This is a genomic window from Shewanella sp. 492, from assembly GCF_059338445.1.
The window spans coordinates 384612-407515 of record NZ_CM181702.1 but is presented as its reverse complement, the minus strand read 5'-3'; the positions used below and the strand labels follow the sequence as shown (position 1 = coordinate 407515).

Annotated in this window: 21 protein-coding genes; 8 read left to right on the top strand and 13 right to left on the bottom strand. The window is 49.5% G+C overall.

Features of this window, described 5'->3' with window-relative positions:
• The 13 genes from AC5YBX_RS01870 to AC5YBX_RS01810 form a co-directional block, all read right to left on the bottom strand.
• A complete protein-coding gene (locus AC5YBX_RS01870; RefSeq protein WP_494520219.1) occupies positions 1-1758 on the bottom strand; it encodes a GspE/PulE family protein in 1758 nt (585 codons plus the stop codon).
• A complete protein-coding gene (locus AC5YBX_RS01865; RefSeq protein WP_494524278.1) occupies positions 1755-2951 on the bottom strand; it encodes a tetratricopeptide repeat protein in 1197 nt (398 codons plus the stop codon). Before AC5YBX_RS01865 ends, AC5YBX_RS01870 begins: the two co-directional genes overlap by 4 nt.
• Positions 2948-3856, bottom strand: a complete 909-nt coding sequence (locus tag AC5YBX_RS01860; RefSeq protein WP_494524277.1) for an ExeA family protein — start codon at positions 3854-3856, stop codon at positions 2948-2950. The genes AC5YBX_RS01865 and AC5YBX_RS01860 overlap by 4 nt, the downstream gene beginning before the upstream one ends.
• Before the next feature lie 6 nt (positions 3857-3862).
• Positions 3863-5539, bottom strand: a complete 1677-nt coding sequence (gene mshL / locus AC5YBX_RS01855) for a pilus (MSHA type) biogenesis protein MshL (protein ID WP_494520222.1) — start codon at positions 5537-5539, stop codon at positions 3863-3865.
• A complete protein-coding gene (locus tag AC5YBX_RS01850) occupies positions 5540-5866 on the bottom strand; it encodes an AKAP95 family protein (RefSeq protein ID WP_494520223.1) in 327 nt (108 codons plus the stop codon).
• Between the two features lies 1 nt (position 5867).
• Positions 5868-6518 (bottom strand): MSHA biogenesis protein MshJ, encoded by a 651-nt coding sequence (locus AC5YBX_RS01845; protein WP_494520224.1) that lies wholly within the window; start codon positions 6516-6518, stop codon positions 5868-5870.
• Positions 6515-7120 (bottom strand): PilN domain-containing protein, encoded by a 606-nt coding sequence (locus tag AC5YBX_RS01840; protein WP_494520225.1) that lies wholly within the window; start codon positions 7118-7120, stop codon positions 6515-6517. Before AC5YBX_RS01840 ends, AC5YBX_RS01845 begins: the two co-directional genes overlap by 4 nt.
• The gene (locus AC5YBX_RS01835; RefSeq protein WP_494520226.1) at positions 7121-8005 is read right to left on the bottom strand and encodes an MSHA biogenesis protein MshI; all 885 of its coding nucleotides are present in this window, start codon (positions 8003-8005) and stop codon (positions 7121-7123) included.
• 234 nt (positions 8006-8239) lie between these two features.
• The gene (csrD, locus tag AC5YBX_RS01830) at positions 8240-10186 is read right to left on the bottom strand and encodes an RNase E specificity factor CsrD (protein WP_494524276.1); all 1947 of its coding nucleotides are present in this window, start codon (positions 10184-10186) and stop codon (positions 8240-8242) included.
• A gap of 230 nt (positions 10187-10416) precedes the next feature.
• Positions 10417-11664, bottom strand: a complete 1248-nt coding sequence (locus AC5YBX_RS01825) for a malic enzyme-like NAD(P)-binding protein (protein ID WP_494524275.1) — start codon at positions 11662-11664, stop codon at positions 10417-10419.
• 178 nt (positions 11665-11842) lie between these two features.
• Entirely contained in the window at positions 11843-12625 is a 783-nt protein-coding gene (locus tag AC5YBX_RS01820) for a thermonuclease family protein (RefSeq protein ID WP_494524274.1), read from the bottom strand.
• 232 nt (positions 12626-12857) lie between these two features.
• Positions 12858-13070, bottom strand: coding sequence for a 50S ribosomal protein L31 (rpmE, locus tag AC5YBX_RS01815; RefSeq protein WP_110455686.1), 213 nt, complete (start codon positions 13068-13070; stop codon positions 12858-12860).
• 236 nt (positions 13071-13306) lie between these two features.
• A complete protein-coding gene (locus AC5YBX_RS01810) occupies positions 13307-14056 on the bottom strand; it encodes a FimV/HubP family polar landmark protein (RefSeq protein ID WP_494524273.1) in 750 nt (249 codons plus the stop codon).
• A gap of 205 nt (positions 14057-14261) precedes the next feature.
• On the opposite strand from AC5YBX_RS01810, the gene priA reads away from it, so the two are divergent.
• The 8 genes from priA (at position 14262) to deoD (ending at position 22904) form a co-directional block, all read left to right on the top strand.
• Positions 14262-16457: a primosomal protein N' gene (priA, locus tag AC5YBX_RS01805; protein WP_494524272.1), complete on the top strand. Its 2196-nt coding sequence runs from the start codon at positions 14262-14264 to the stop codon at positions 16455-16457.
• Between the two features lie 125 nt (positions 16458-16582).
• Complete coding sequence (argS, locus tag AC5YBX_RS01800) at positions 16583-18328, top strand: arginine--tRNA ligase (RefSeq protein ID WP_494520232.1); 1746 nt, start codon at positions 16583-16585, stop codon at positions 18326-18328.
• Positions 18329-18342: 14 nt separating this feature from the next.
• A complete protein-coding gene (locus tag AC5YBX_RS01795) occupies positions 18343-18921 on the top strand; it encodes an SPOR domain-containing protein (RefSeq protein ID WP_494520233.1) in 579 nt (192 codons plus the stop codon).
• Between the two features lie 227 nt (positions 18922-19148).
• The gene (gene hslV, locus AC5YBX_RS01790) at positions 19149-19673 is read left to right on the top strand and encodes an ATP-dependent protease subunit HslV (RefSeq protein ID WP_494520234.1); all 525 of its coding nucleotides are present in this window, start codon (positions 19149-19151) and stop codon (positions 19671-19673) included.
• A gap of 54 nt (positions 19674-19727) precedes the next feature.
• Positions 19728-21053: an ATP-dependent protease ATPase subunit HslU gene (gene hslU, locus AC5YBX_RS01785; protein WP_494520235.1), complete on the top strand. Its 1326-nt coding sequence runs from the start codon at positions 19728-19730 to the stop codon at positions 21051-21053.
• Between the two features lie 89 nt (positions 21054-21142).
• Positions 21143-21532, top strand: coding sequence for a gamma-butyrobetaine hydroxylase family protein (locus AC5YBX_RS01780; RefSeq protein ID WP_494524271.1), 390 nt, complete (start codon positions 21143-21145; stop codon positions 21530-21532).
• A gap of 43 nt (positions 21533-21575) precedes the next feature.
• On the top strand, positions 21576-22010 hold the full coding sequence (locus tag AC5YBX_RS01775) for a DUF3859 domain-containing protein (protein ID WP_494524270.1): 435 nt from the start codon (positions 21576-21578) through the stop codon (positions 22008-22010).
• A 189-nt stretch (positions 22011-22199) separates the two neighbouring features.
• On the top strand, positions 22200-22904 hold the full coding sequence (deoD, locus tag AC5YBX_RS01770; protein ID WP_494524269.1) for a purine-nucleoside phosphorylase: 705 nt from the start codon (positions 22200-22202) through the stop codon (positions 22902-22904).

Below are 22904 nucleotides of genomic sequence, written 5' to 3'. Positions count from 1 at the left end.
TTATCCCTCACTCTGTGGGCTATGCATCTGACTCGCCAGCGGTATCTGGGTCTCAGAGGCATCCTCTACCAACTTAGCCACTTCCTCTATGGTGGTGATGCCTTGGGCGAGGTAATCAAAGGCCGATTCGGCCAATGGCGTAAAGTTAGGACTGCGATAAGCTGCAGCGGCAAAATCTTGTGGGTTACCACTGCGCATCGCCTCAATCATGGCATCATCGAGTTCTAAAATTTCAAACACCCCCACTCGGCCACGATAACCGCTACCACCACAGCTTTGACAACCTGTACCGATACGTAAATTGGCGTGGGAAAAATCACGTCTGCTTACCGAACTAAGCCAGGCATTATCTTGGGCGCTCATCTCATAGGGCTGCGCGCAATGCTGGCATACCCGGCGCACCAAACGCTGAGCAATAATGACCCGCAGCGCACTGGCCACCAAGTAACTGGCGGCGCCCATATCGAGTAAGCGCAGCGCACTGGTCACGGCATCGTTAGTGTGCAGGGTCGATAACACAAAGTGACCGGTAAGCGCGCCTCGCAGGCCAATTTCGACCGTTTCTTGGTCACGCATCTCCCCCACCATGATGATGTCGGGATCTTGACGTAACGTGGTGCGCAATACATTAGAAAAATCTAGGCCAATCTTGTGATTCACTTGCACCTGATTGATGCGAGGCAATTGATATTCAATCGGATCTTCAACAGTAATAATTTTACGATCAGCGGTGTTGAGTTCACTGAGTACACCATACAAGGTGGTGGTTTTACCGCTACCCGTGGGCCCCGTCACCAATAGCATACCGTGGGGACGCTTAATCTGTCGCCGTACTCGGGCGAGCATGGCAGGCGGCATGCCGGTTTCATTAAGCGTTAACAGCCCAGCGGATTGGTCGAGCAAACGCATCACCACAGATTCGCCATGATAAATCGGCATGGTCGACATACGCACATCAATCTTATGGCCCTTGACCGTCATGTGAAAACGGCCATCTTGGGGCAAACGTTTCTCTGAAATATCCAGCCCAGCCATCAACTTAAGGCGTAACACTAGCGCGGCTGCGATATTGACTTCCGACAGGGTATGCTCCTGCAACTGGCCATCAATACGCTGACGAATACGCAATACTTTTTCGCCCGGCTCAATATGAATATCCGAGGCGCGCATCTGCACCGCGTCCTCAAAAATCGACTGCAGTAACTTAACCACTGTGGTTTCATTGTCACTGTCGGCATCGGTCAAACTGGCCAGATTAAATTGATCGTCGGCGGCATACTCCTCATCGAGCTTGCCCGCGATCTGCGCAATTTCACCTGTGCGGCGATACAAATTATCAAATGCGTGCAGCAGTTGAGTTTCGGTCACCACCGCAATTTGGATCGTTTTAGGGGCAAGCAACACTTCGATGTTATCCATCGCCTGCAGATCGGCCGGATCGCTCATGGCCACTAACACGCTGTCACCGTGATCTTCAACCACTAAGGCGCGATAACGGCGCGCCTGAACCTCTGGCAGTAAATTCACCACTTGCGGTGCGATCGCTCGGCGGCTGATATCCAAAAAGGGAATATTAAGCTGCTGAGATAAAAACCTCAGTAGCTGCTCTTCACTGATATAAGCCAGATCGATTAAGGTGCGCCCCAGTTTTTTACCGGACTTTTTTTGCTCCGCCAAGGCCTGAATTAGCTGTTCTTCGCTAATGATCTGTTCTTGTACCAACAGGTCGCCTAGGCGCATTTTTAACTTGGGTTTCACTCAACATCTCCTAACTGCGCTAAACGTTGTTCGATAAAGGCGCTGGCAGAGGCTGATAAGCCATCGAGAGCCAACGCTTGGCGATAGGCTTGTTTCGCGGATAAAAACTGTTGCTGAGAGTCGAGCGCATAGGCCAGCCCCATCCACCATTTGGCTTGATTGGGATCGACTCTCGTCAGCTGGCGATAACTCTGCTCAGCCAACGCAAACTGTTGTACTTGCTGCGCTAAATGGCTCTGCATGGTCCACTTTTGCACTGCAAGCAGATCAGCATCAGGAATCGTCGCTAACGCCGCTAATGCCTTATCTATGGCCCCGGATGCCTCATACAGCCTGGCTTGCAGTAGGGCATAATTAAAATGTTCAGGATACAAGACTCGCCCTTGCGCTAACGTGCTGTCGGCATCGCCGAGCCGCCCTTGACCATAGTAGAGCGCCGCTAAATGTTGCCTTGCCTGATGCAGGCTAGGATCGAGGCCAATCGCTTCAGAAAAATAGTCCTGGGCCTGCTGAAGTTGCCCCTCATTTTGTGCTCTCTGCCCTAAAGCAAACCGCTTTTGGGCCAGTGCCGATGGCGTGAGCTTAACTTCTTTCACCGCCATTGCACCTGCCACTTGACGAGGCTCTGCCGCGTTAGGCTGGCGCACTAGTTGTTGATTCACCTCACTGGCGGCTACTCTATTTTTGTCTGATGTATGTTGCATCGCAATATGTCTGCCCGCATTGTCGCCAGTGATGGCATCGACGCTGCCATGGGGACTGCTATCGGTATTGGGGTTTGCCTTCGCATTTGTCGTGATATTCGCCACTAATGTTTGGTTATCTATCCCCTTAGCCGCGACATCAGGCAACTGCTGCTGTGACTCTGCCAGCGCGTTCATATCCTTTGCTTCTGTAGGCTCAGATGACGCTAACTCTTGTGCCGCGACATTGACTGCGGGCAGCTGCGCTTGCTGTAAGTCTTGCTCAAGCTGGGTATTATTTTGGGTTAAAATGGCCAGCTGCTGCCACGCCATGGTGGCGCCAATAGTGCCACATACAGACAATAACAAGAGTAAAGCCCAAGGCAAGAGACGAGCAAAAGCACCCGGCGTAGGTGCAACATACTGCACCTCAGGCACAGGAAGGGTTTCTATGGGCTGAGCTTGCTGACGCTTATCGAGATCTTTGAGCATGGTATTAATCACACTCATACGAGAGCCCCACTCACCCAGCGCCACACCGCGATAGAGAGTACTGATACGGTGGCAATCGCAGCAAACCACCAACGTGGACTGCGCCGCTCGGCTCCTGCATCTTCGGTATCGCTAATGGCTGCACGAATATGACGAGGCAGCACTTGTGACGCCCCTTCACCAAAGGCCAATAACAGCGCTTTATGAGACAAAATATTGATCAACCTTGGGATCCCTCGTGCCGCCTTGGCAATATGCCGACAACCACTGGGTGAAAATAACGCGGCGCCTTGATAGCCCGCAATGTGTAACCTATGGGTGAGATAAGCGGCGGTTTCGTCATAGGTTAACGGCCGTAATCGATAGCTAAAGGTGATGCGCTGCCTTAACTGGCGAAACGGCTTTAAACTCAAACGTTCATCTAATTCTGGTTGGGCAAACAACACCACCTGCAATAACTTACGGCTTTCGGTTTCGAGATTGGTAAATAGCCGCAGCGCCTCGAGGCTCTCGTCAGGCAACGCCTGAGCCTCATCTAACACCAGCACAATGGCGTGACCATGGGCCGATAAGGCGATCAGCTGTTGCTGAATTAAGGTGGTCAGCTGCTGTTGATCAATATTGGCTGAGTATTTAAGCCCCAGCTCTAACGCAACCGCCCAGCGCAGTTCAGCGGGCGTGAGATAAGGATTCGGCAGGTACGCACAATGGAACCGAGCGGGAATATCATTAAGCAGCTTGCGGCAGAGAAGAGTCTTACCTGTGCCGACCTCGCCAATCACCTTGATAAAGCCTTCGCCAGTTTGCAACGCCGTTTGCAGCACTTGCAGCGCCTCAACATGAGGCGCTAGCCCAAAGAAAAACTCCGTATTGGGCGTTAATGAAAACGGGGTCTGCGCCATGCCAAAGTGCTGCTGATACAAATGACGCTACTCCTTTACAGGCTCTGGATACCAACGGTCGAGCAAGGCTTTTGAGCGTTCAAGCTCAGCCTTCCAAGTATCGGCACCGACTACGGTAGGTTTGAGTAAAATCACCAGCTCGGTTTTTCTCAGTGACTGACTGCGGTTGGTAAATACCTCACCAAGCAAGGGGATGTCGCCTAAGAAGGGCACTTTAGAAACCAGCTCAATATTTTCACTCTTCATCAAACCACCAATCACCACCACATCACCGGTGCGCGCTTTAATCACGGTATCTGACTCGCGGATCTCGCTCTGTGCCAGTGGCAACTCCAGAGTGCTGTTAGAAATTTTGATGGATTTATTTTGCTCTTTAATGTCGATAACCGACGGATGAACATGCAGTAACACATTACCTTCGGCATCGATTTGCGGCGTAACATCTAGGGCGATACCAGAGAAAAATGGCGTCAGTTCTACCTCCGGGGTGGTAACTGGTGTGGTGCCCGCCACGGTAGTTGAAGAGACGTCGGTGACAAAATACTCGTCGCTGCCCACTTTAATCACCGCCTTTTGGTTGTTCGAGGCGGTCACCCTTGGACTAGACAGCACATCGACATCGCCTTGGGTATCGAGCAAGGTGATCATACTAGCGAAATCACTGCCAGTGATTTGTAAGGAGGTTACGCCCCCTATCGCGGCGCTGATCTGATCGCCAAACGAACCCGCCGAGGTACCAAAGTTAACACTGGTATTACCATTGGCTAAAGCGGTGCCCACGACGTTATCCCACTGGATCCCCTGCTGATAACCGTCCGACAAGGTGACCTCTAAAATTTTGGCTTCGAGGATCACTTGCCGTTGCAGGTGACTCTCGGCAGTTTGCAAGAAGGTTTTCACCTGACGTAACTCGTTAGGAAAGGCGCGAACCGTGACTAAACCGGCCTGCGGCGTAATGACCACTTGGCGGCCGTTGCCTGTCTCGCCAACAATCGACACTAAGGTCTCTTTCAAGTCGCCCCAAAAATCACTCTTGGTGGTCGACCGGATAAAGGTGCCATTGGTGGTGTCGTTACTGTTATTGTTGTTCGAATCGTTATTGGAGCCAAAATTACCGTTATTATTGTTACCGTTGTTATTGCTGTTGCTGTTTGAGTTATTGGTATCGGAGATTCGTCCCGAGTTGACCGAAGTGAGCGAAAGGCCGTTGCGCTCCATGTGCAGGTAATTTAGCGCGAAGGTCTCGGTGCGCATGCCCGCAGGATAGACGCGTAAAATACGCCCATCACGACTCACTTCATAGCCATAAATATCTTCCACGACTTGCAAGGCTTCACTCAATGTCACCCCTTTTAATGACAGTGAGATCGTGCCGCTGACATTGGGATGCACCGCCACACTCAGTGGGGTGCCCTGCACTAGGCTTGGAAAAAACACCTTGGCATCAACGTCATTAGCCGACACATCGAAACGTCGCTCTGGGGGCATCATGGGCGCTGGGCTCCCCAGTAATGAGGCCGAGGCAAGCTCACGCTGCACCGAGTCTGGCATGACAGCCGCTGGCGGCATATTCACCTGATATTCTTGCTGAGAAATAGAGCTGGATAATGCCGACTTTGACTCGACAGGCTGCGGACGATCCGTTGTCTGACATGCCACTAAAAGCAGCGCCACGAGTGGCGTGAAGGTTCTTATTGCGGTCATTTATTGTCCCTTAGTCTCTGTTACGGCTTGGTACAAGGAGAAGTGTCGGCCATCGGCTAGCCACACGCCTTTGGCGTTAATGCGCACTATTTTAACCCCTTGTACCCGGTCACCTAGGGTGAACATCTTATTATTAAAAATCGCGGTCGCGCTATTATCCGATATCAACACACTGTTTAATTTAAGTGTATCAGCCCCTTGTTGTTGACTGACTGAGTGCGACACCGCGCCAACGCCCGGTTGAGTCGGATCCCGTAACGATTGCGCCTGCGCCGGGATAACCAGCATACAGGCTGAAGCAATCAACAAGGCTAAGCCAGATTTCATCTTATTTCGCCACACTGATAAAGTCCTTATTGATACTTAAGGTGTATAACTCCAATACCACGCTTGCCTTAGGGTGCTTATCGACGCTGTAATCGAGCTGCTTCCAGTAAAGCTTATTGGGCATATTTTCTACCGCTTGCACAAACTTCAGCGTGGCAAAATAGTCGCCCACGAAGGTGAGCTTAATACCATGACTGTACAAATTCAGCTTGTCTTGATCACCGACCGGCAGTAAAGGTTGTGGAGCGAGGGTATCGAACGAATGTAATTTCACTCCTTTAATCTGCCCCAGCAATTGGCTCAACATCGCCGGCATATGCTCAGCTGGCACCATATCAACCATCTGAAATGACAGCTGTTGGTCGATATCCGCCAACTGTTGCTCTAACGTGGTTAATCGTTGCCGATATTCTTGGTCGGGATCTTGGGCTAAGCGCTGCTGATAGAGTTCAATTTGCTGCATTGAGACCTTGTTTTCTGTGGTCATCGCGCTTACTTGACGCTGCAGCGTATCACGCTTAAGCAGTAACGACTCTAATGGAAAATAGAGTAGCGCAGCGATAACCATAAGCGCAGCGCCAGCTATCATCAGCCGCTCACGCTGAGTGAGTACATTAAACTGAGCGCCCCATTGGGACCAAAATGGCTTCATTGGCTCGACTCCTTTGCGGCTTCACTGCGAAGCACGAATGACAGCGGCTCGCCTTCGCCCCGGCTGATGGTCAAGGTGCTAAAGGCTTGCCCTTTTAAGGTATCGACCTGCTTTAAACGCTCCACCCAACGCGGCACATCCTGCGGCGCACTGCTGTAGCCTTCAAATATCACTTGTTTTTCCATAATCTGGATACGGGTCAGCCATGTGCGACTGTCTGCCACACTGGCCAAGTCGGTTAATAAGGAGGAGTAGCCATGACTGGTGAGCGCTTGCACTTGGCCGAGCTCACCCAGCAATTGGCGTTTCAGCTCAAGCTGCTGGGTCACCAGATCCACCTTAGCCACTAACGTCGGTGAAGCCCCGCGCGCGCCGAGCTGCTGCTCTAACTGCAGTTTTTGGCGGTCATAGTCTGCCTTTTGCGCGCTTAATTGCGTATGTTGTTGCTGCAGACGATTAACGCTCCAATAGGTGATGCCATTGGCTATCAGTAACAAGAGTCCCACCGCTATCGCCACTTGGCATAAACGTGCAAAAGAGAGCCGTAATTGGGGGGGTAACAGTGAGGGATGAAATAGGTTAACCCTGAGTTTTTGCGCCATCTACGCCACCTCCTGTTGAGCATCTCGACTAAACTCGGCGTAAGCAAGCTCAGCCAGTTTGTCTGCGACGCGCTCGCAGGGGATCACCTCGACCTGCTGGTCAAAGTTGGCCGATAGCAAATTAGCCAACTCATTACGATCGCCTTCCATTAACAAGTCAATTGAGGCCACCGGGGCTTGACGGAATTGGCTTTCAAAGTAATCCATCGAGCGTTGCAGCTCGATACTCAGATTATCGGCTATACCTAAACGCAGATCCGCCGCCGATACCGTATCTATCTGATTAAAGCCTCTGACGCTGCGCTGCATAAACAGTTGCCCCTGCTTAATCACAGCCAGCATCAGCTCACTGTTTGGCATATGGCACAAGACCAATCTCGCTTGATTGTCATTCACCTGATAATTACTGATGGCCATCTCTTCAATACTGATGCCGGCAATGGTGAGTTCATGTTGCTTAGCGGCCAACGCCAAAGCGCTGAGCATGGCACGCTCGGCCACCACCACAGTTAACTTGTTGCTACTCGATTGCGGCGCTTCAAAATAATCTAAATGCAGCGCATTGACGGGTTTGACCACCATATCTTTAATCGACCAAAATAAGGCTTGGCTTATCTCTTCATCGGCAACCGGTGGCTTGTCGACTAGTAGCAATTGGTAATAGCAATCGCTAAGGACAATGTGCATATTGGCAGCGGGAATTTGTTCAGCAAGACTTGCCAAAGCAAGATGCCAATCATGTTTGATTAGCGGAATTTTAATCAAGGCTGGCGATTCAGCCCCGCAATATACCGTCAGTTCGTCGACGCCAATATAAACACCAACATTAGCACTAGGGTGTGATGTTTGCCAAAAAGCCAGTTTACTGAAAAAACGTTGTTGCATTAAGCTGTGCCCACTATGTTATGCCCAATCTGAGTTGAGACACCCAAACCACCAAAAAATCCAATCACAGCGCAATATCGAACCAGAGGGTAAGTGTTAAACATCGAAAAAATTGTGGTCATTGTAGCGACTAATTTCTTAATTTTATAGAAAAAAGCCCAGAACCATGCGATATCTTCAATTTAGTTCACTCTAGCATAGTCATATTTGCCAACGCCCTTACCCCTCTCACTATTATATTTCTTGTACCGGATCGCTAAACAGGCTGCCCTGCCCGGCACTGACCCCTAGAATTTTAAGGGTTTGCCACTCTTCGAATGACTCTATCGCTTCGGCAAACACCCGCACTTCAGCGCGATATAAGCCGCCGATAAGGCTTCTTACAAACAATTGATTCTCTTGGCGTAAATGAATCTGCCGCACGATAGAACGATGCAATTTAATGATATCGAATTTACAGCTAGTGATGTATTGCATGCTCACCACCTGTTGGCCAACTCGGTCAACGCACAGGCTAGCCCCCATTTTACTGATCATATTCAATGTGGGCGTTAACTGCTCAATATTATTGACCACAATATCTTCATTGACCTCAATAATAAGTTTGCATGCCAGATTACGGTATTCGAGTAAGGTGGTTTTAAACCAACGAATAAATGCCCGGCTGGTCAGGGTATCGAGGCTAAGATTGATACTGTAACGCTGAGTGCTTTGAGGGTTGCTGCCTAACAAGTCAAATAACACAGCTTCTATCACCTGACGCTCAATTTGAGGGGTAAGACCGCACTTAATCGCCATGGGTAAAAACAGGGTGGCCCGAACCAAGTTACCTTTGCTGTCGCGTAGCCTACTCGACACCTCTCTGTGGTGCTCTACCCCATCACTGTCCAACACCGGCTGAGAATAGATAACCACCCGCTTGTTCACCAGGGCGTATTCTAAAAAGCTGCGCCAACGCACCGAACCTCGGGCAAACTCTTCATCGACGGCCCCCTTGTCATACATAAACCAGCCGCTAGGTCCCTGAAACTGCGCTGCACGTAACGCCATTTCCGCCTCTTCAATCAACTGCTCTTTACTGTCGCCCACCTTAAAATAAGCCACACCAATATGGAAAAAATCATCACGATTAACCAAGTCATCCAATGGCTGTGCCAAACAGACCTTAAGCAATTTAGCCACCAGCTTTTCAACATCGACCAAGGAAATTTGCGGAATAACAATGGCAAACTGATTATAAGAACGGCGTGAAAAAATACTGTTAGCGTAACTGTTGAGCAACTGGTTAATGTCATTAATGGTGTGGCTCAGCATCTCTTGGATGGTGAACTCATCATGCTCTTGCTGCAATAGATCCAGATCTTCCATCTCAAGCAGCAACAGCACTCCTGGGGCGATCATCCCCTGATCGTTACTTAACGCATCGAGCCGATTTTTTAAAAACAACCGATTTCCTATGCCCGTGACGGGATCAAGGAAGGTGTTAGACCGAATCACCTTATCGAAACGCGCTCGCTGTTTTTGCGCATCATCGAGTTCCAGCAGCAATTGTGTTAAGGCACGGTTAATGAGCCTTGGTCGCCCATGACCACGTTCGGCCAAAGCTTTGTCATAATCGCCAGATAAGATAAGGTGGCTACGCTTAGCTAAATCTTCAATGCCTTCGAGTTGTTGGGCTAACCAGAGATATCCCCAGCGCACAAAGAGCGCGACGGCGCTTAGACCTAGCAGTAAGATCAACACGCCATAACCACTGATCTGATTAAGTTGCAGTGGGCGGGGCACACTGAGCTGAAACGTAAGCGCCATTTGCTCGGCAGTTGATGATAAGTTTGTGAGCGACGCTGCAGGTAAAATAGAGCGTTCATAACGAATAACGCGCCGCTCGCCTTGAGGACTATCATAGCGATATAACACCTCATTTTGACGTGTTAACACAAACTGCTGTGCCTGATAGGCCGACAATAGTTGTGGTAGCCAAAGATCGAGCCCTTGTATATGCGCTGGCGTTTGATGCTGCGACAAAATAGTGCTGAGTTGTGTGACTTGCTGTCGCTGCTGTTTATAGGTCAGCTGCATGACACTAAACACCGCAGTCAGCAGAAAAATAAACGCCATTGCCACTAGCGATAACAGCCAGAAACTGGTGAGCTTTTTAGTTAATAGTACAGTTGCTTTCATGCCGCTTCCTGCAGAATTATTGTTATATTTTTTGCTGCTACTGGTTTTTATACCAATAAAATTAAATGGTTAATTTATTAATGCGACAAATGTTTATCTACGCTCGTTAGCCAATGGCTAAATGTAACCCTGATAAAGTCAAAATCAGCTTAATTACCATACAAACAAACCGTATTGGGTACAAATAAAAAAAGGGCCCTCAGGCCCTTTATCAGTCAGCGGGATATCGCTTACGCCATATAGTGCTCTGGCAAGATTTCTATCGCCGCCACACCCGAGTCGATAGCCGCTTGCGCTACCGCCTTGGCTACGTTTGAGAGTAGACGTGTATCCATCGGCTTAGGGATGACATACTCTGGGCCAAATGTTAACTCAGAGACATCAGGATAAGCGGCCAATACGGCGGCAGGTACTGGCTCTTTGGCCAATGCCGCAATCGCATGCACTGCGGCAATCTTCATTTCATCGTTAATTTGCGAGGCGCGCACATCCAGCGCACCGCGGAAAATAAATGGGAAGCATAAGACGTTGTTAACTTGGTTAGGATAATCACTGCGACCCGTTCCCATGATCAGATCTTTACGCACGTCATGGGCAAGCTCGGGTCTGATCTCAGGATCTGGATTAGAACAAGCAAAAATCACTGGTTTGTCGGCCATTAACATAACATCGTCAGCGGTTAATACATCTGGACCCGATAGACCCAAGAACGCATCGGCGCCTTTGATCACATCTTGTAAGGTACGTTTGTCGGTGTTGTTGGCAAACAGGGCTTTGTACTCGTTAATATCTTCACGACGAGTATGGATAACCCCTTTACGGTCAAGCATGTAAACGTTTTCACGCTGCACGCCACACTTTACAAGCATGGTCATACAGGCAATCGCGGCTGCGCCAGCGCCCATACAAACAAAAACCGCTTCTTCCAGTTTTTTGCCTTGGATCTCTAGTGCGTTGATCATTCCCGCCGCGGTAACAATGGCTGTACCATGCTGGTCATCATGAAATACCGGTACGTTACAACGCTCGATTAGGGCCTTTTCTATTTCAAAACACTCTGGCGCCTTAATATCTTCAAGGTTAATACCACCAAAGGTATCGGCAATGGCCTCAACGGTATTAATAAACTCTTCCGTTGTACGGTGTTTCACTTCAATATCTGTCGCATCGATATTAGCAAAATGTTTGAACAATAATGCCTTACCTTCCATTACAGGTTTTGACGCCAGCGGTCCAAGGTTACCTAGGCCCAAAATTGCCGTGCCGTTAGAGATAACTGCCACGGTATTTCCTTTAGCGGTAAAGCGATAGGCGTTATCAGGGTTGGCGGCAATTTCACGGACAGGTTCCGCGACACCAGGGCTGTACGCCAACGCCAGATCCATACTGGTCTCGGCGGGCTTGGTCAGGCTAACTGCGGTTTTACCTGGAACGGGGAACTCATGGTAGTCAAGGGCTTGTTGACGAAAATCGGCCATCTTAATAATCCTGAAAAGTGCGACAAGTTAAATCTTAGAGTGAGGTCTTACGCCCTACTATCTCAGCCTGAATCAAACAGAGCTAAGCTGTAGCGTCGTTAGAGGCTAAGATACTCGAATCAACCCACTTTTTAAACAAGATATTAGAAAATTTCAGTTTATTATGTCAGCAAACAGGCTAAGGCTCATTTTGCAAACTTATCTGGGATGGATGATAACTGATCATCTGCCATTTTTTGTAGGAATAATACAACTCTCCACGCACAATTACGCGGCTTTGAAGCAAGTCCAAGGTCAAAATGTTGTTAAATTTACCAGATTCTTCTCTACGTATGCCTACATAAAATATTTCATCGATAATGAGCCACAAATATTGCCCTTTTGTGTCAAAACCGGTCACAGTACCAGCCACCTCTCGCCAACGGTTCAAATCATCTCGGTTAAGTTGCTCAACGCGCTTCGCTTGATAACTAGGATGGCGCCATAACCCCTGCTTTGTTGCTCTGGCTTGGCGCTCTAATGTGTCGAAACATTGCCAAAAGTAATCATTGTGATACACCCGGCTTTTAGCATAGCCATGATTAAGCAGCAACTCTTGCAAATGCTCGCCCGCTTGAGTGAAAACATAAGCTAAGGTTCTACCGTGGGGATCTAAACGTTTGCGATCGAACGCTAACTGTAACGTTTGTCCGGCCTGAAGCTGTTGCAGTAAAAACTGACGTGCCTGATTGGCAAACGGCTCAGATAATTCGGGATATTGCGAGTCTATTTCTGGTGCATCGACACCAATAAGCTGTACCTGGCGATCATCACTGAGAACTAACGTGTCGCCATCGATAACATGACTGAGTGTCACGGTTTCATCGAATTGGGTGGGCACACAGACACTGGGCTGGGCTGCAAAACAGTAGCAGGGCAATAAACCGCATAAGACGAGTAGGTATCTGCTGTATCTGTTCATCTATAATCATATCCTTCGATTAACGGTTCACTTAGATAGCCTGAATTCAGTATGACCATTCATGAATTGAAATCGATAATGGCCCAGGCTACTTTATATCAAACTGACCTTACATACTGTCAGGCTTTAGCTTACACAACAATCCATAATCAGCCGTTAATCATTCAAATCGCAGGCAACAAAAAAGGCGCCATTAAGGCACCTTTTTTCACGTTCATTGCAAAAGTAATAATTACTTCTTGCCAAGTGCGCCGAAACGCTTGTTGAACTTGTCGATACGTCCGCCAGTATCCATAACTTTCTGGGTACCAGTGTAGAATGGGTGACATGCACCACATACGTCCAAATGCAGTGGCTTACCTGCAGTTGAGTTTACTTTAATAACGTTGCCACAAGTACAAGTTGCAGTGATTTCTGCATAATCAGGATGAATGCCTGGTTTCATTGGGATTACCTCAAGTTAAAGGCCATGTCGCTCTTCCAACCCGAAGTCGGACACCACATGCAGTTAATAGAATATTCAGGCGCGAGATAGTACAGGATACGACCAGGAGATACAAGCATAGGCTGCACCTATCAGAGTAATTATCATCATGACCGTTGTACTCGCCATCCTGCCAGGCGCAGCATTAGCCTCTGTATTGGCTCACTTCTAGGCTCAGGCAGTCAATAGAGCTTAGCTTACATGGCCTCAAATATCTGCTGAGCTTGCTTGGCATCGCGATAACGTTCCTTCACGCGATGTGATGGGCAACGCAGCACCACGTCGGCGCGCAGACCATGGATTTTACCTCGATTAAATGCCTTGGGATTGGCATCAAAAATCGCCAACATGGCGCCATAAGGACTCAGTTGCCACGGCTTGGCATAGGCACTGCCAATACGCCATAGGGTTTGCTGTGCATCGTAGTTTAACTCACAATCGGCCTGCACCAAATCCGCTGCCACATCCCCTTGTGGAGCATTTTGCCGAGCCTTGGACTGAGCTTTTAATGGCTTTGAGGATTGCGTGGTTAGCGTATTGCTTGCCACCAGCGGCTTGGCTGTGATGCTTGGCTTAGACTGAGCCGGGAAATGCGCTGAGCGAGCAGCATCAAACAGTTTAATCCGCTTAACCTCGCGCCACTGGTTAACGTGATACTCCTGCACAATCAACTCGGCACTGGCGTCGGTCACATCTTCAAGACCGGTGAGTTGCAACATAAAATTATTCACCGGTGTAACCATTAAACGTTCTTGTCCACTTTGCTGCGCCACCACAAACTGCAATTTGTCGACACTAGGCTGGTCGGTCACTATGTTAAGTTTGAGCTTAGGATTGAACCCAAGATTAAATTGCACTTGATTAATACTCACGTGAGTCACTGCCGCCCAGCCAAAGTGGCTTACCGATAGCTGCGCGAGTAATAGGAGGTACATCAGAGTTTTCATAGCCACATTTTTATAGTCAAAAACCGTACAACTATTAAGCACAAATCCAGCTAACGATTCAATCTATTTATCCACTGCAACAGGGACCACAACGCCACTAAGCTCCCGAAAATATAGTAAAACCGCCGCCAAGAAAAGATAGTGGTAGCCCTAACGATGTACGCTGGTTACACTTGCTCTACCTTAAGTTTGCTTGTCTGGTTTTATGTCTGTGTTTGTCGAAGTTGCCCTGCCCGTCCCACTACGCCAAAACTTTAGTTATCGCGTCAAAGAGAGCGACAGCCCTCTGGCGGTCAAAGGCGTGCGCGTGAAAGTTCCATTTGGTCGTCAGCAACTTATAGGCTTGGTCACAGGGGTAACTGACACCTGTGATTTAGCGCCGCAGCAGATAAAATCGGTAAGTGAATTTTTAGATACTGAGCCACTGCTGCCCGACTCTTTATATCAACTGACTCAATGGGCGGCGCGCTACTATTTTTGCAGTGTGGGCCAAATGCTCTCCCAAGCCCTGCCGGTCGCCTTACGAAAAGGCGCACAGGTTAGCGCCGAAAGCACCCGTTTTTGGTGCCTAACCAGCGCAGGGCAAGCTGCCGATCTCGACACCTTAAAGCGCGCGCCAGCCCAACGCAAAGTGATGCAACATTTGCTGCAAGGTGAGCTGACTCAAGAAGAATTAAACGCGCTCGAACTGAGTAAACCCGCGCTAAAAGCATTGCAGGAGCGTGGCTGGATAACCCACCAAGACAGAGCCAATCAACTCGACCTTAGCTGGCGTGACAACTTAACCCTCGATGAAGAGCCCCATAAGCTCAATCCAGAGCAGGCAATTGCGGTGGCAACCCTCAACCAGCAAACAGGCTATCACAGCACCTTACTCGAAGGGATCACCGGCTCGGGCAAGACAGAGGTCTATTTAGCCTTGCTAGAAACCGTGCTCAAACAGGGGAAGCAAGCACTCATTTTAGTCCCCGAAATTGGCCTAACACCGCAAACCATCAGCCGTTTTAAGCAACGTTTTAAGGTGCAAGTCGCGGTGATCCACTCAGGATTGACGGACAATCAGCGCCTTAGCGCCTGGCGACAGGCTCGCGCGGGTGAAGCGGCCATCATTATTGGCACGCGCTCGGCGCTGTTCACCCCGATGCGTTATCCCGGCATTATCATCTTAGATGAAGAGCACGATAGCAGCTTTAAACAGCAAGAGGGGGTGGGCTATCACGCCCGCGATTTAGCCGTGATGCGTGGCCATTTAGAAAAAATCCCCGTGTTACTTGGCAGCGCCACGCCGTCACTGGAAACCCTGCAAAATGCCCTTAGCGGTCGCTACCAACACCTAAGCTTAGGGGAACGCGCCGGCGCGGCCGAAAAAGTGCGCCAAGGCATTATCGATATTCGTAATCAGCCGCTCAAAAATGGGCTGTCTCATGCGCTACTCAATGAGATGCGTATTCACCTCGATGCGGGCAATCAGGTGCTGCTGTTTCTCAATCGCCGTGGATTCGCCCCCGCCCTGTTGTGCCATGAATGTGGCCACCTGCATGAGTGTGATCGCTGTGATGCCTTTTTTACCGTGCATCAATCATTGGGCGAAATTCGCTGTCATCATTGTGGCAATCAGTACGCCATACCGCGCCAGTGCCATCAATGTGGTAGCACCATGTTGATGGGCCAAGGGGTGGGCACAGAGCAATTAGCCGAAGCGCTGGCGAAAGAGTTTCCCCAATATCCTGTGGTGCGCATCGACCGCGACACCACCAGCCGCAAAGGGGCGCTCGAGGGTCATCTCAATGCCATCCACAAGGGGGAATATAAAATCTTGGTCGGTACCCAGATGCTGGCAAAAGGGCATCACTTTCCCGATGTTACCTTAGTGGGGTTGCTGGACGTAGATGGCGCCCTCTTTAGCGCCGATTTTCGCGCGCCAGAGCGCTTTGGCCAGCTCTATACCCAAGTGTCGGGACGCGCAGGGCGAGCCAGCAAAGCTGGCACGGTATTATTACAGACCCATCAGTGCGATAATCCCATCTTGCGCGAGCTGATGCACAAAGGTTACGGTGAGTTTGCTCGGGGTCAATTAGAGGAGCGCAAGCAAGCCTTGTTACCGCCAGCATGGCACATGTTGCTGCTGCGCGCCGAAGCTCATCGCGCCGAAGATGCTGACGAGTTTTTAACGCAGATTGCCGCTATCTTACCGCAAAATGAGCAGTGTGAAGTGATAGGCCCCATGCCTGCCCCCATGGACAAGAAAGCGGGCAAATTTCGCCGCCAATTGATGTTTCAAACCAAAGAGCGCAGCCTGCTACAAAAGTCGTTCGAGGTCGCGCTACCACAAATCGAAGCCTTACCCTTGGCCAAAAAGTGCCGCTGGAGCTTAGATCGCGACCCGCAAGATCTGTTGTAATAAAAAATATGCTAAATAGCATATAAAATTCATGCCAGAGGATAGCAATTAGCCACCACTAGCGGCTAAAATGTACGGTTATCCCTGAATCTTTTTATCTTTAAGTAACTGTCGATTAAACGCCAATGAAATCACATATTCAATCTTTGCTCGAACAAGCCATTCAGACCCTAAAGCAGCAGGAGATCGTGCCTGCCGATTTTGAAGCGCGCATTCAAGTCGACCGAACTAAAGACAAAACCCACGGTGATTTTGCCACTAACTTAGCCATGATGTTGACTAAAGTGGCGCGCAAAAATCCGCGTGAGTTAGCCCAGCTGATCATCGACAGTTTGCCGCAAGACAGCCAAGTGGCTAAAGTGGAAATTGCAGGGCCGGGCTTTATCAACTTCTTTATTGATGACAATGCCTTAGCCACACAGCTAATGACAGCGCTCAAAGACGATCACCTTGGCGTGGTACTTCCCACCCCACAAACTGTGGTGGTTGACTACTCGTCACCAAACCTTGCCAAAGAGATGCACGTAGGCCACCTACGTTCAACCATCATTGGTGACAGTGTGGTACGCGCACTGGAATTTCAGGGTCACAAGGTGATCCGTCAAAACCATGTTGGCGATTGGGGCACCCAGTTCGGCATGTTACTGGCTTACATGGAAGAACTGCGCGCCGCGAAAGGCGAGCAAGCCAAAATGGAACTGTCAGATCTTGAAAGTTTCTACCGCGCCGCCAAAGTGCGCTTCGATGAGTCAGAAGAGTTCGCCATCCGCGCCCGTAAGCTGGTGGTGGAACTGCAGTCAGGCGATGAGTACTGCAACAAATTATGGCGTGAGTTTAACGACATATCCTTAAGCCACTGCCATCAAGTATATGAGCGTTTAGGCGTGAGCCTGACTCGCGCCGATGTGCGCGGTGAAAGTGCTTACAATGACGATTTAGCCCAAGTTGTGGCCGACCTTGACGCACAAGGCCTATTGTCTGAAAGCAATGGCGCTAAAGTGGTGTTCCAAGACGAATTTAAAACCAAAGAGGGTGAGCCGCTGCCGGTGATCATCCAAAAAGCCGATGGCGGTTATCTGTACGCCACCAGTGATTTGGCGGCGATGCGCTATCGCTCAAATGTGCTTAAAGCCGATCGCGCGCTCTACTTTGTCGACCTGCGCCAAGGGCTACACTTCCAGCAAGTGTTTAATTTAGCGCGCAAAGCCAACTTTGTTAATCCGAACATGAGCCTTGAGCATATGGGCTTTGGCACCATGAACGGCGAAGATGGCCGTCCATTCAAGACCCGCTCCGGTGGCGTCGTGAAACTGGTGGATCTGCTCAGCGAAGCAGAAACGCGCGCATTAGAATTAGTGCGCAGCAAAAACCCAGATATGGATCAAGCTGAGCTGGAGCAGATCGCTAAAGTCGTGGGCATCAGCTCGGTCAAATATGCCGATCTGTCGAAAAACCGTACCAGCGATTACATCTTCAGCTTTGAGCAGATGCTCAGTTTTGAAGGCAACACCGCACCTTACCTGCTTTACGCCTATACCCGCGTAGCCGGTATTTTCAAGCGTGCCGCCGATATAGACTTAAGCGATGCCAGCATCACACTTGAGCATGACAAAGAGAAAGAGCTTGGCACTAAATTGGCCCAGTTTGGCGAAGTGCTTAATCGCATGGTCGACAAAGGTCAGCCCCATGCCCTATGTGGTTACCTGTTTGAGCTTGCGGGTGCATTCTCAAGCTTTTATGAGGCCTGCCCAGTCCTTGCGGCCGATTCAGAAGCCGAGAAGAAGAGCCGTTTACTCTTGTCGCAACTTACCGCCAAAACGTTGAAACAAGGTCTAGATCTATTAGGTATCGACACCTTAGAGCGCATGTAACGAAAGGCGGTAACATGAGCAATCGCGACTACGCCAACAGAAAACCGGCCAAAAAAGGCCGGTCCCGTGGTGGCCGAGGAAAATCGGCTACCCAAGCACCACGACGCTTACCGATATTGCTGACCTTAGTGACAGTCGCCCTACTGGGCGGCTTTAGTTATTTTCTCTGGAGCATTAACGATAGCGCCGACGAGCAAGCGCCAGCCCCTGTGGTTAAACCGGCAATTCAACCTAAGGTTGAAAAGCGCGATCCTAACGCCTTGCCGCCCAAACCCAAGGAAGAGTGGACTTATCAGCGCGAATTAGAAAATAAACGCGTTGAAGTCGATATTCCAGAGCAGACCCAACCGACTCGTCCCTATCAGATGCAGTGCGGCTCCTTTAGAAAAGAAGCCCAAGCTAATGAGATGAAGGCGATGATAGCCTTTCAAGGACTCGAAGCCCAAGTGCGAAGAGTAGAAGGCAGTAGCGGCATATGGTACAAGGTGGTACTTGGTCCTTATGATCGTAAACGCATGGCTGAAAGGCAGCGCCATGTGCTACAGCGCGGTGGCCTCAACGGTTGCCAGATTTGGTTTTGGGAAGGCAGTTAAGCCTCTATTAACTGAAACGGGCCTAGTGCCCGTTTTTTATTGCCCCCCTTTTTTGGCCTGCTGTAAATGATGAAAAATACCGCAACCGCACGCAGTTTCAGCTTAAAAAACGGCAAACGCTAACAACGGCCACTCACTTGCCTTGAATTTTTAACGGCCGTCCCCCATATCTTAAACATTGTCCACCGATGGGTTTCCTACCCCTCGGCTAGAGAAGAGGAAATATCGTGACCACAATCGTTTCAGTACGTCGCAACAATCAAGTTGTCATTGCCGGTGATGGCCAAGTCTCACTGGGAAATACAGTGATGAAAGGAAACGCAAAAAAGGTTCGACGCCTTTACCATAATAAAGTCCTCGCCGGATTTGCAGGTGGCACTGCCGATGCATTCACCTTGTTTGAGCGCTTCGAAGCAAAATTAGAGATGCACCAAGGACACCTGATGCGCGCCGCGGTCGAAATGGCCAAAGATTGGCGTTCAGACAAGGTGCTACGCAAGCTCGAAGCCCTATTGGCCGTAGCCGATAGCGAATGCTCATTGATCATTACGGGTAACGGTGACGTAGTGCAACCAGAGAACGATCTGATTGCCATCGGCTCAGGGGGTAATTTTGCCCAAGCCGCGGCCACGGCGCTGCTTGAAAATACCGAGCTCAGCGCGAAAGAGATCGCTGAGAAATCGTTAACTATTGCCGGTGATATCTGCGTGTTCACCAACCAATTCAAAACGATAGAAGAACTGAATTACTGATCTTGAGCTCAGCTCGAAATCAATAACCAATGCAGCATGCATTAAGGGAAAACTATGTCTGAGATGACTCCTAGAGAGATTGTTCACGAACTGGACAGTCATATCATTGGCCAACAAGCGGCAAAACGCTCTGTCGCCATTGCCCTACGTAATCGCTGGCGCCGTATGCAGCTTAACGAAGATCTGCGCCAAGAGGTCACCCCCAAAAATATTCTGATGATCGGCCCAACCGGTGTCGGTAAAACCGAAATTGCTCGCCGTTTAGCCAAGCTGGCCAAGGCGCCTTTTATTAAGGTGGAAGCGACTAAGTTCACCGAAGTGGGCTATGTGGGTAAAGAAGTTGAGCAGATCATTCGCGATCTTACCGACGCCGCAATTAAGCTGACCCGCGAAGAGCAGATGACCAAATGCAAATTCAGGGCCGAAGAAGCCGCTGAAGAGCGCATTCTCGATGCATTATTGCCTAAGCCTAAAGAAGATTGGGACAGCGAAAGCAAAGATGACTCGGCCACGCGTCAGGTATTTCGCAAGAAGTTACGCGAAGGCCAGCTAGACGATAAAGAGATTGAAATTGACATCTCAGCGCCGCAAGTGGGTATCGAAATCATGTCGCCTCCCGGCATGGAAGAGATGACCAATCAGCTGCAAAGCCTGTTCCAAAACATGGGCCCAGGCGCCAGTAAGCGCCGCAAGATGCCCATCAAGGAAGCTTACAAGCTACTTATCGAAGAGGAAGCCGCTAAGCTGGTCAACCAGGACGACCTAAAAGAGCAAGCCATTGAATTGGTTGAGCAGCACGGCATTGTGTTTCTTGATGAAATTGACAAAATTTGTAAGCGCGGCGAGTCATCAGGTCCTGATGTCTCACGCGAAGGGGTACAACGTGATCTACTGCCGCTGGTTGAGGGCTGCACTGTGACCACTAAACATGGCATGGTCAAAACCGACCATATTTTGTTTATCGCCTCTGGCGCGTTCCAGATGTCTAAACCGTCAGATCTGATCCCAGAGCTGCAGGGACGTTTGCCGATCCGTGTTGAACTGCAAGCGCTATCGGCCGATGATTTTAAACGCATTTTAACCGAGCCACACGCCTCGCTCACCGAGCAATACGTGGCACTTATGGCAACCGAAGGGGTTAAGATTGAGTTTACCGAATCAGGCATCGAGCGCATAGCTCAAGCGGCATGGCAGGTTAACGAGCGCACCGAAAACATCGGCGCCCGTCGGCTACACACTGTGATGGAGCGCCTCATGGAAGAGCTTTCTTTTGAAGCCTCGGATAAATCGGGGAGCAGCACCATTATCGACGCCGACTATGTCAATGCACACCTAGATAACTTAGTACAAGACGAAGACTTAAGCCGCTTTATCTTGTAATACTTAGGGGCCTAGGCGGTATCACCTAGGCCCCTTTGGTATAAATGTAAGTATTATTGCTCTTTACCTCACATAACAAGGCCAATCAGATGTCAGTAGAAAGCCCCAAGGTCACAGGACTGAAACTCAAGCGCAAGTCTCGTCTATTAGAAGTCAGTTTCGATGATGGCAACACCTACGCCCTAAGCTGTGAACTGCTGCGAGTCTATTCGCCTTCGGCAGAGGTACACGGCCACGGTAATCCCGTACTAGTGACTCATAAGAAAAACGTCAATATCGACGCCATTACGCCCGTGGGGAACTATGCTGTAAAACTGATATTCGATGATGGTCATGATACCGGCTTATTTTCTTGGAAAGTCTTGTATGACTTAGCCACCAATCAGGTCGAACTGTGGGAAAACTATCTCGCTAGACTACGCGCCGCTAAGGCAAGCCGTGAACCTATGATTGATATGGCGGTTAAATACCATAACTAGGGGCTGCTGATCTCTTTTCAATCTACGCAAGGGCAAGCGCTGCATGTCAAAACTCAAAGCCGATGTGTCTATCATCCAAGCAGGCATTTTCAGTCAATGGGATGACGAGAGCGATGCCCTGCCTAAATTTCTTAAGGCAACCGTGCATGTGCCCGCCACCCTAAATATCGAATTTGGCTTTGTGGCGCAAATTAAAAAAGCCAAGAATCAACAGCTCAAATATTGCATCTATCATCCCGATATTCCTGACGATAAGGGGAATGTCCGCCCACCTTTTGAGGGCGATGTTTTCGTCGCATCCAACGACTGGACATTCTACCTCGGTGACACCATCTGGGCGCCTGAACACAATAAAGTGGGCAAATGGCGCATGACCTTAGCACTAAAAGATAAGGTGGTAGCCGAAAAAACATTTCACATCCACTTACATGATGAACAGAGCCAAGTCAGTGCCTTTTGGAAACATCGCGGCTATTAATTCCCACCGAGATTATCGTTAACGCTCCCCCAAAAATGCCTATTCCAGCGACTCTTCGAGGCATAACATCGCTTATTTTGTGAGCCAGGCAGATATTTTTAATCTAATGGCGTCAATGCGGACTTATGTCCTCTAGCCATTTTAACGCGGCCATTACTATCGAGAATAATCAATGACTGAGGATTATTCATGACTGCACATATCAATGGCAAAGCGGGCGATTTTGCCGAAACCGTCATCATGCCTGGTGACCCACTGCGCGCTAAATATATCGCCGAACACTATCTCGATGACGTAAAAGAGATCACCAACATTCGTAACATGTTGGGCTATACCGGGTTTTATAAAGGCCAACGTATCTCCGTCATGGGGCATGGTATGGGCATTCCCTCTATGGTGCTTTACGCCCATGAACTGATCGCCGAATTTAATGTTAAACGCATTATTCGTGTCGGTAGCCTTGGGGCGACGCAACACCACGTTAAGATTAACGATGTAATCCTAGCGCAAGCGGCAGGCACGGACTCACCCACCAATGCCAAACGTAGCAGCGGCTATCAGATGGCGACCTCAGCCACATTCGACTTACTGCATAAAGCCTACACTATCGCCCAAGAGAAACAGATCAACGTAAAAGTGGGCAACATCTTCAGTGGTGACATGTATTACGACCCAGATGAAGACATGATCCCTGCCTTAGAACGTTTTGGGGTACTGGGCGTCGATATGGAAGTGGCCGGTTTATATGGCTTAGCGCATCACAAAGGCATCGAATCATTGGCGATTTTAACGGTATCCGATCACTGCTTAACCGGTGAAGAGACCACTGCCGAGGCGCGCCAACTGACCTTTAATCAGATGATTGAGCTGGCATTAGCAACCGCTCATCAGTAA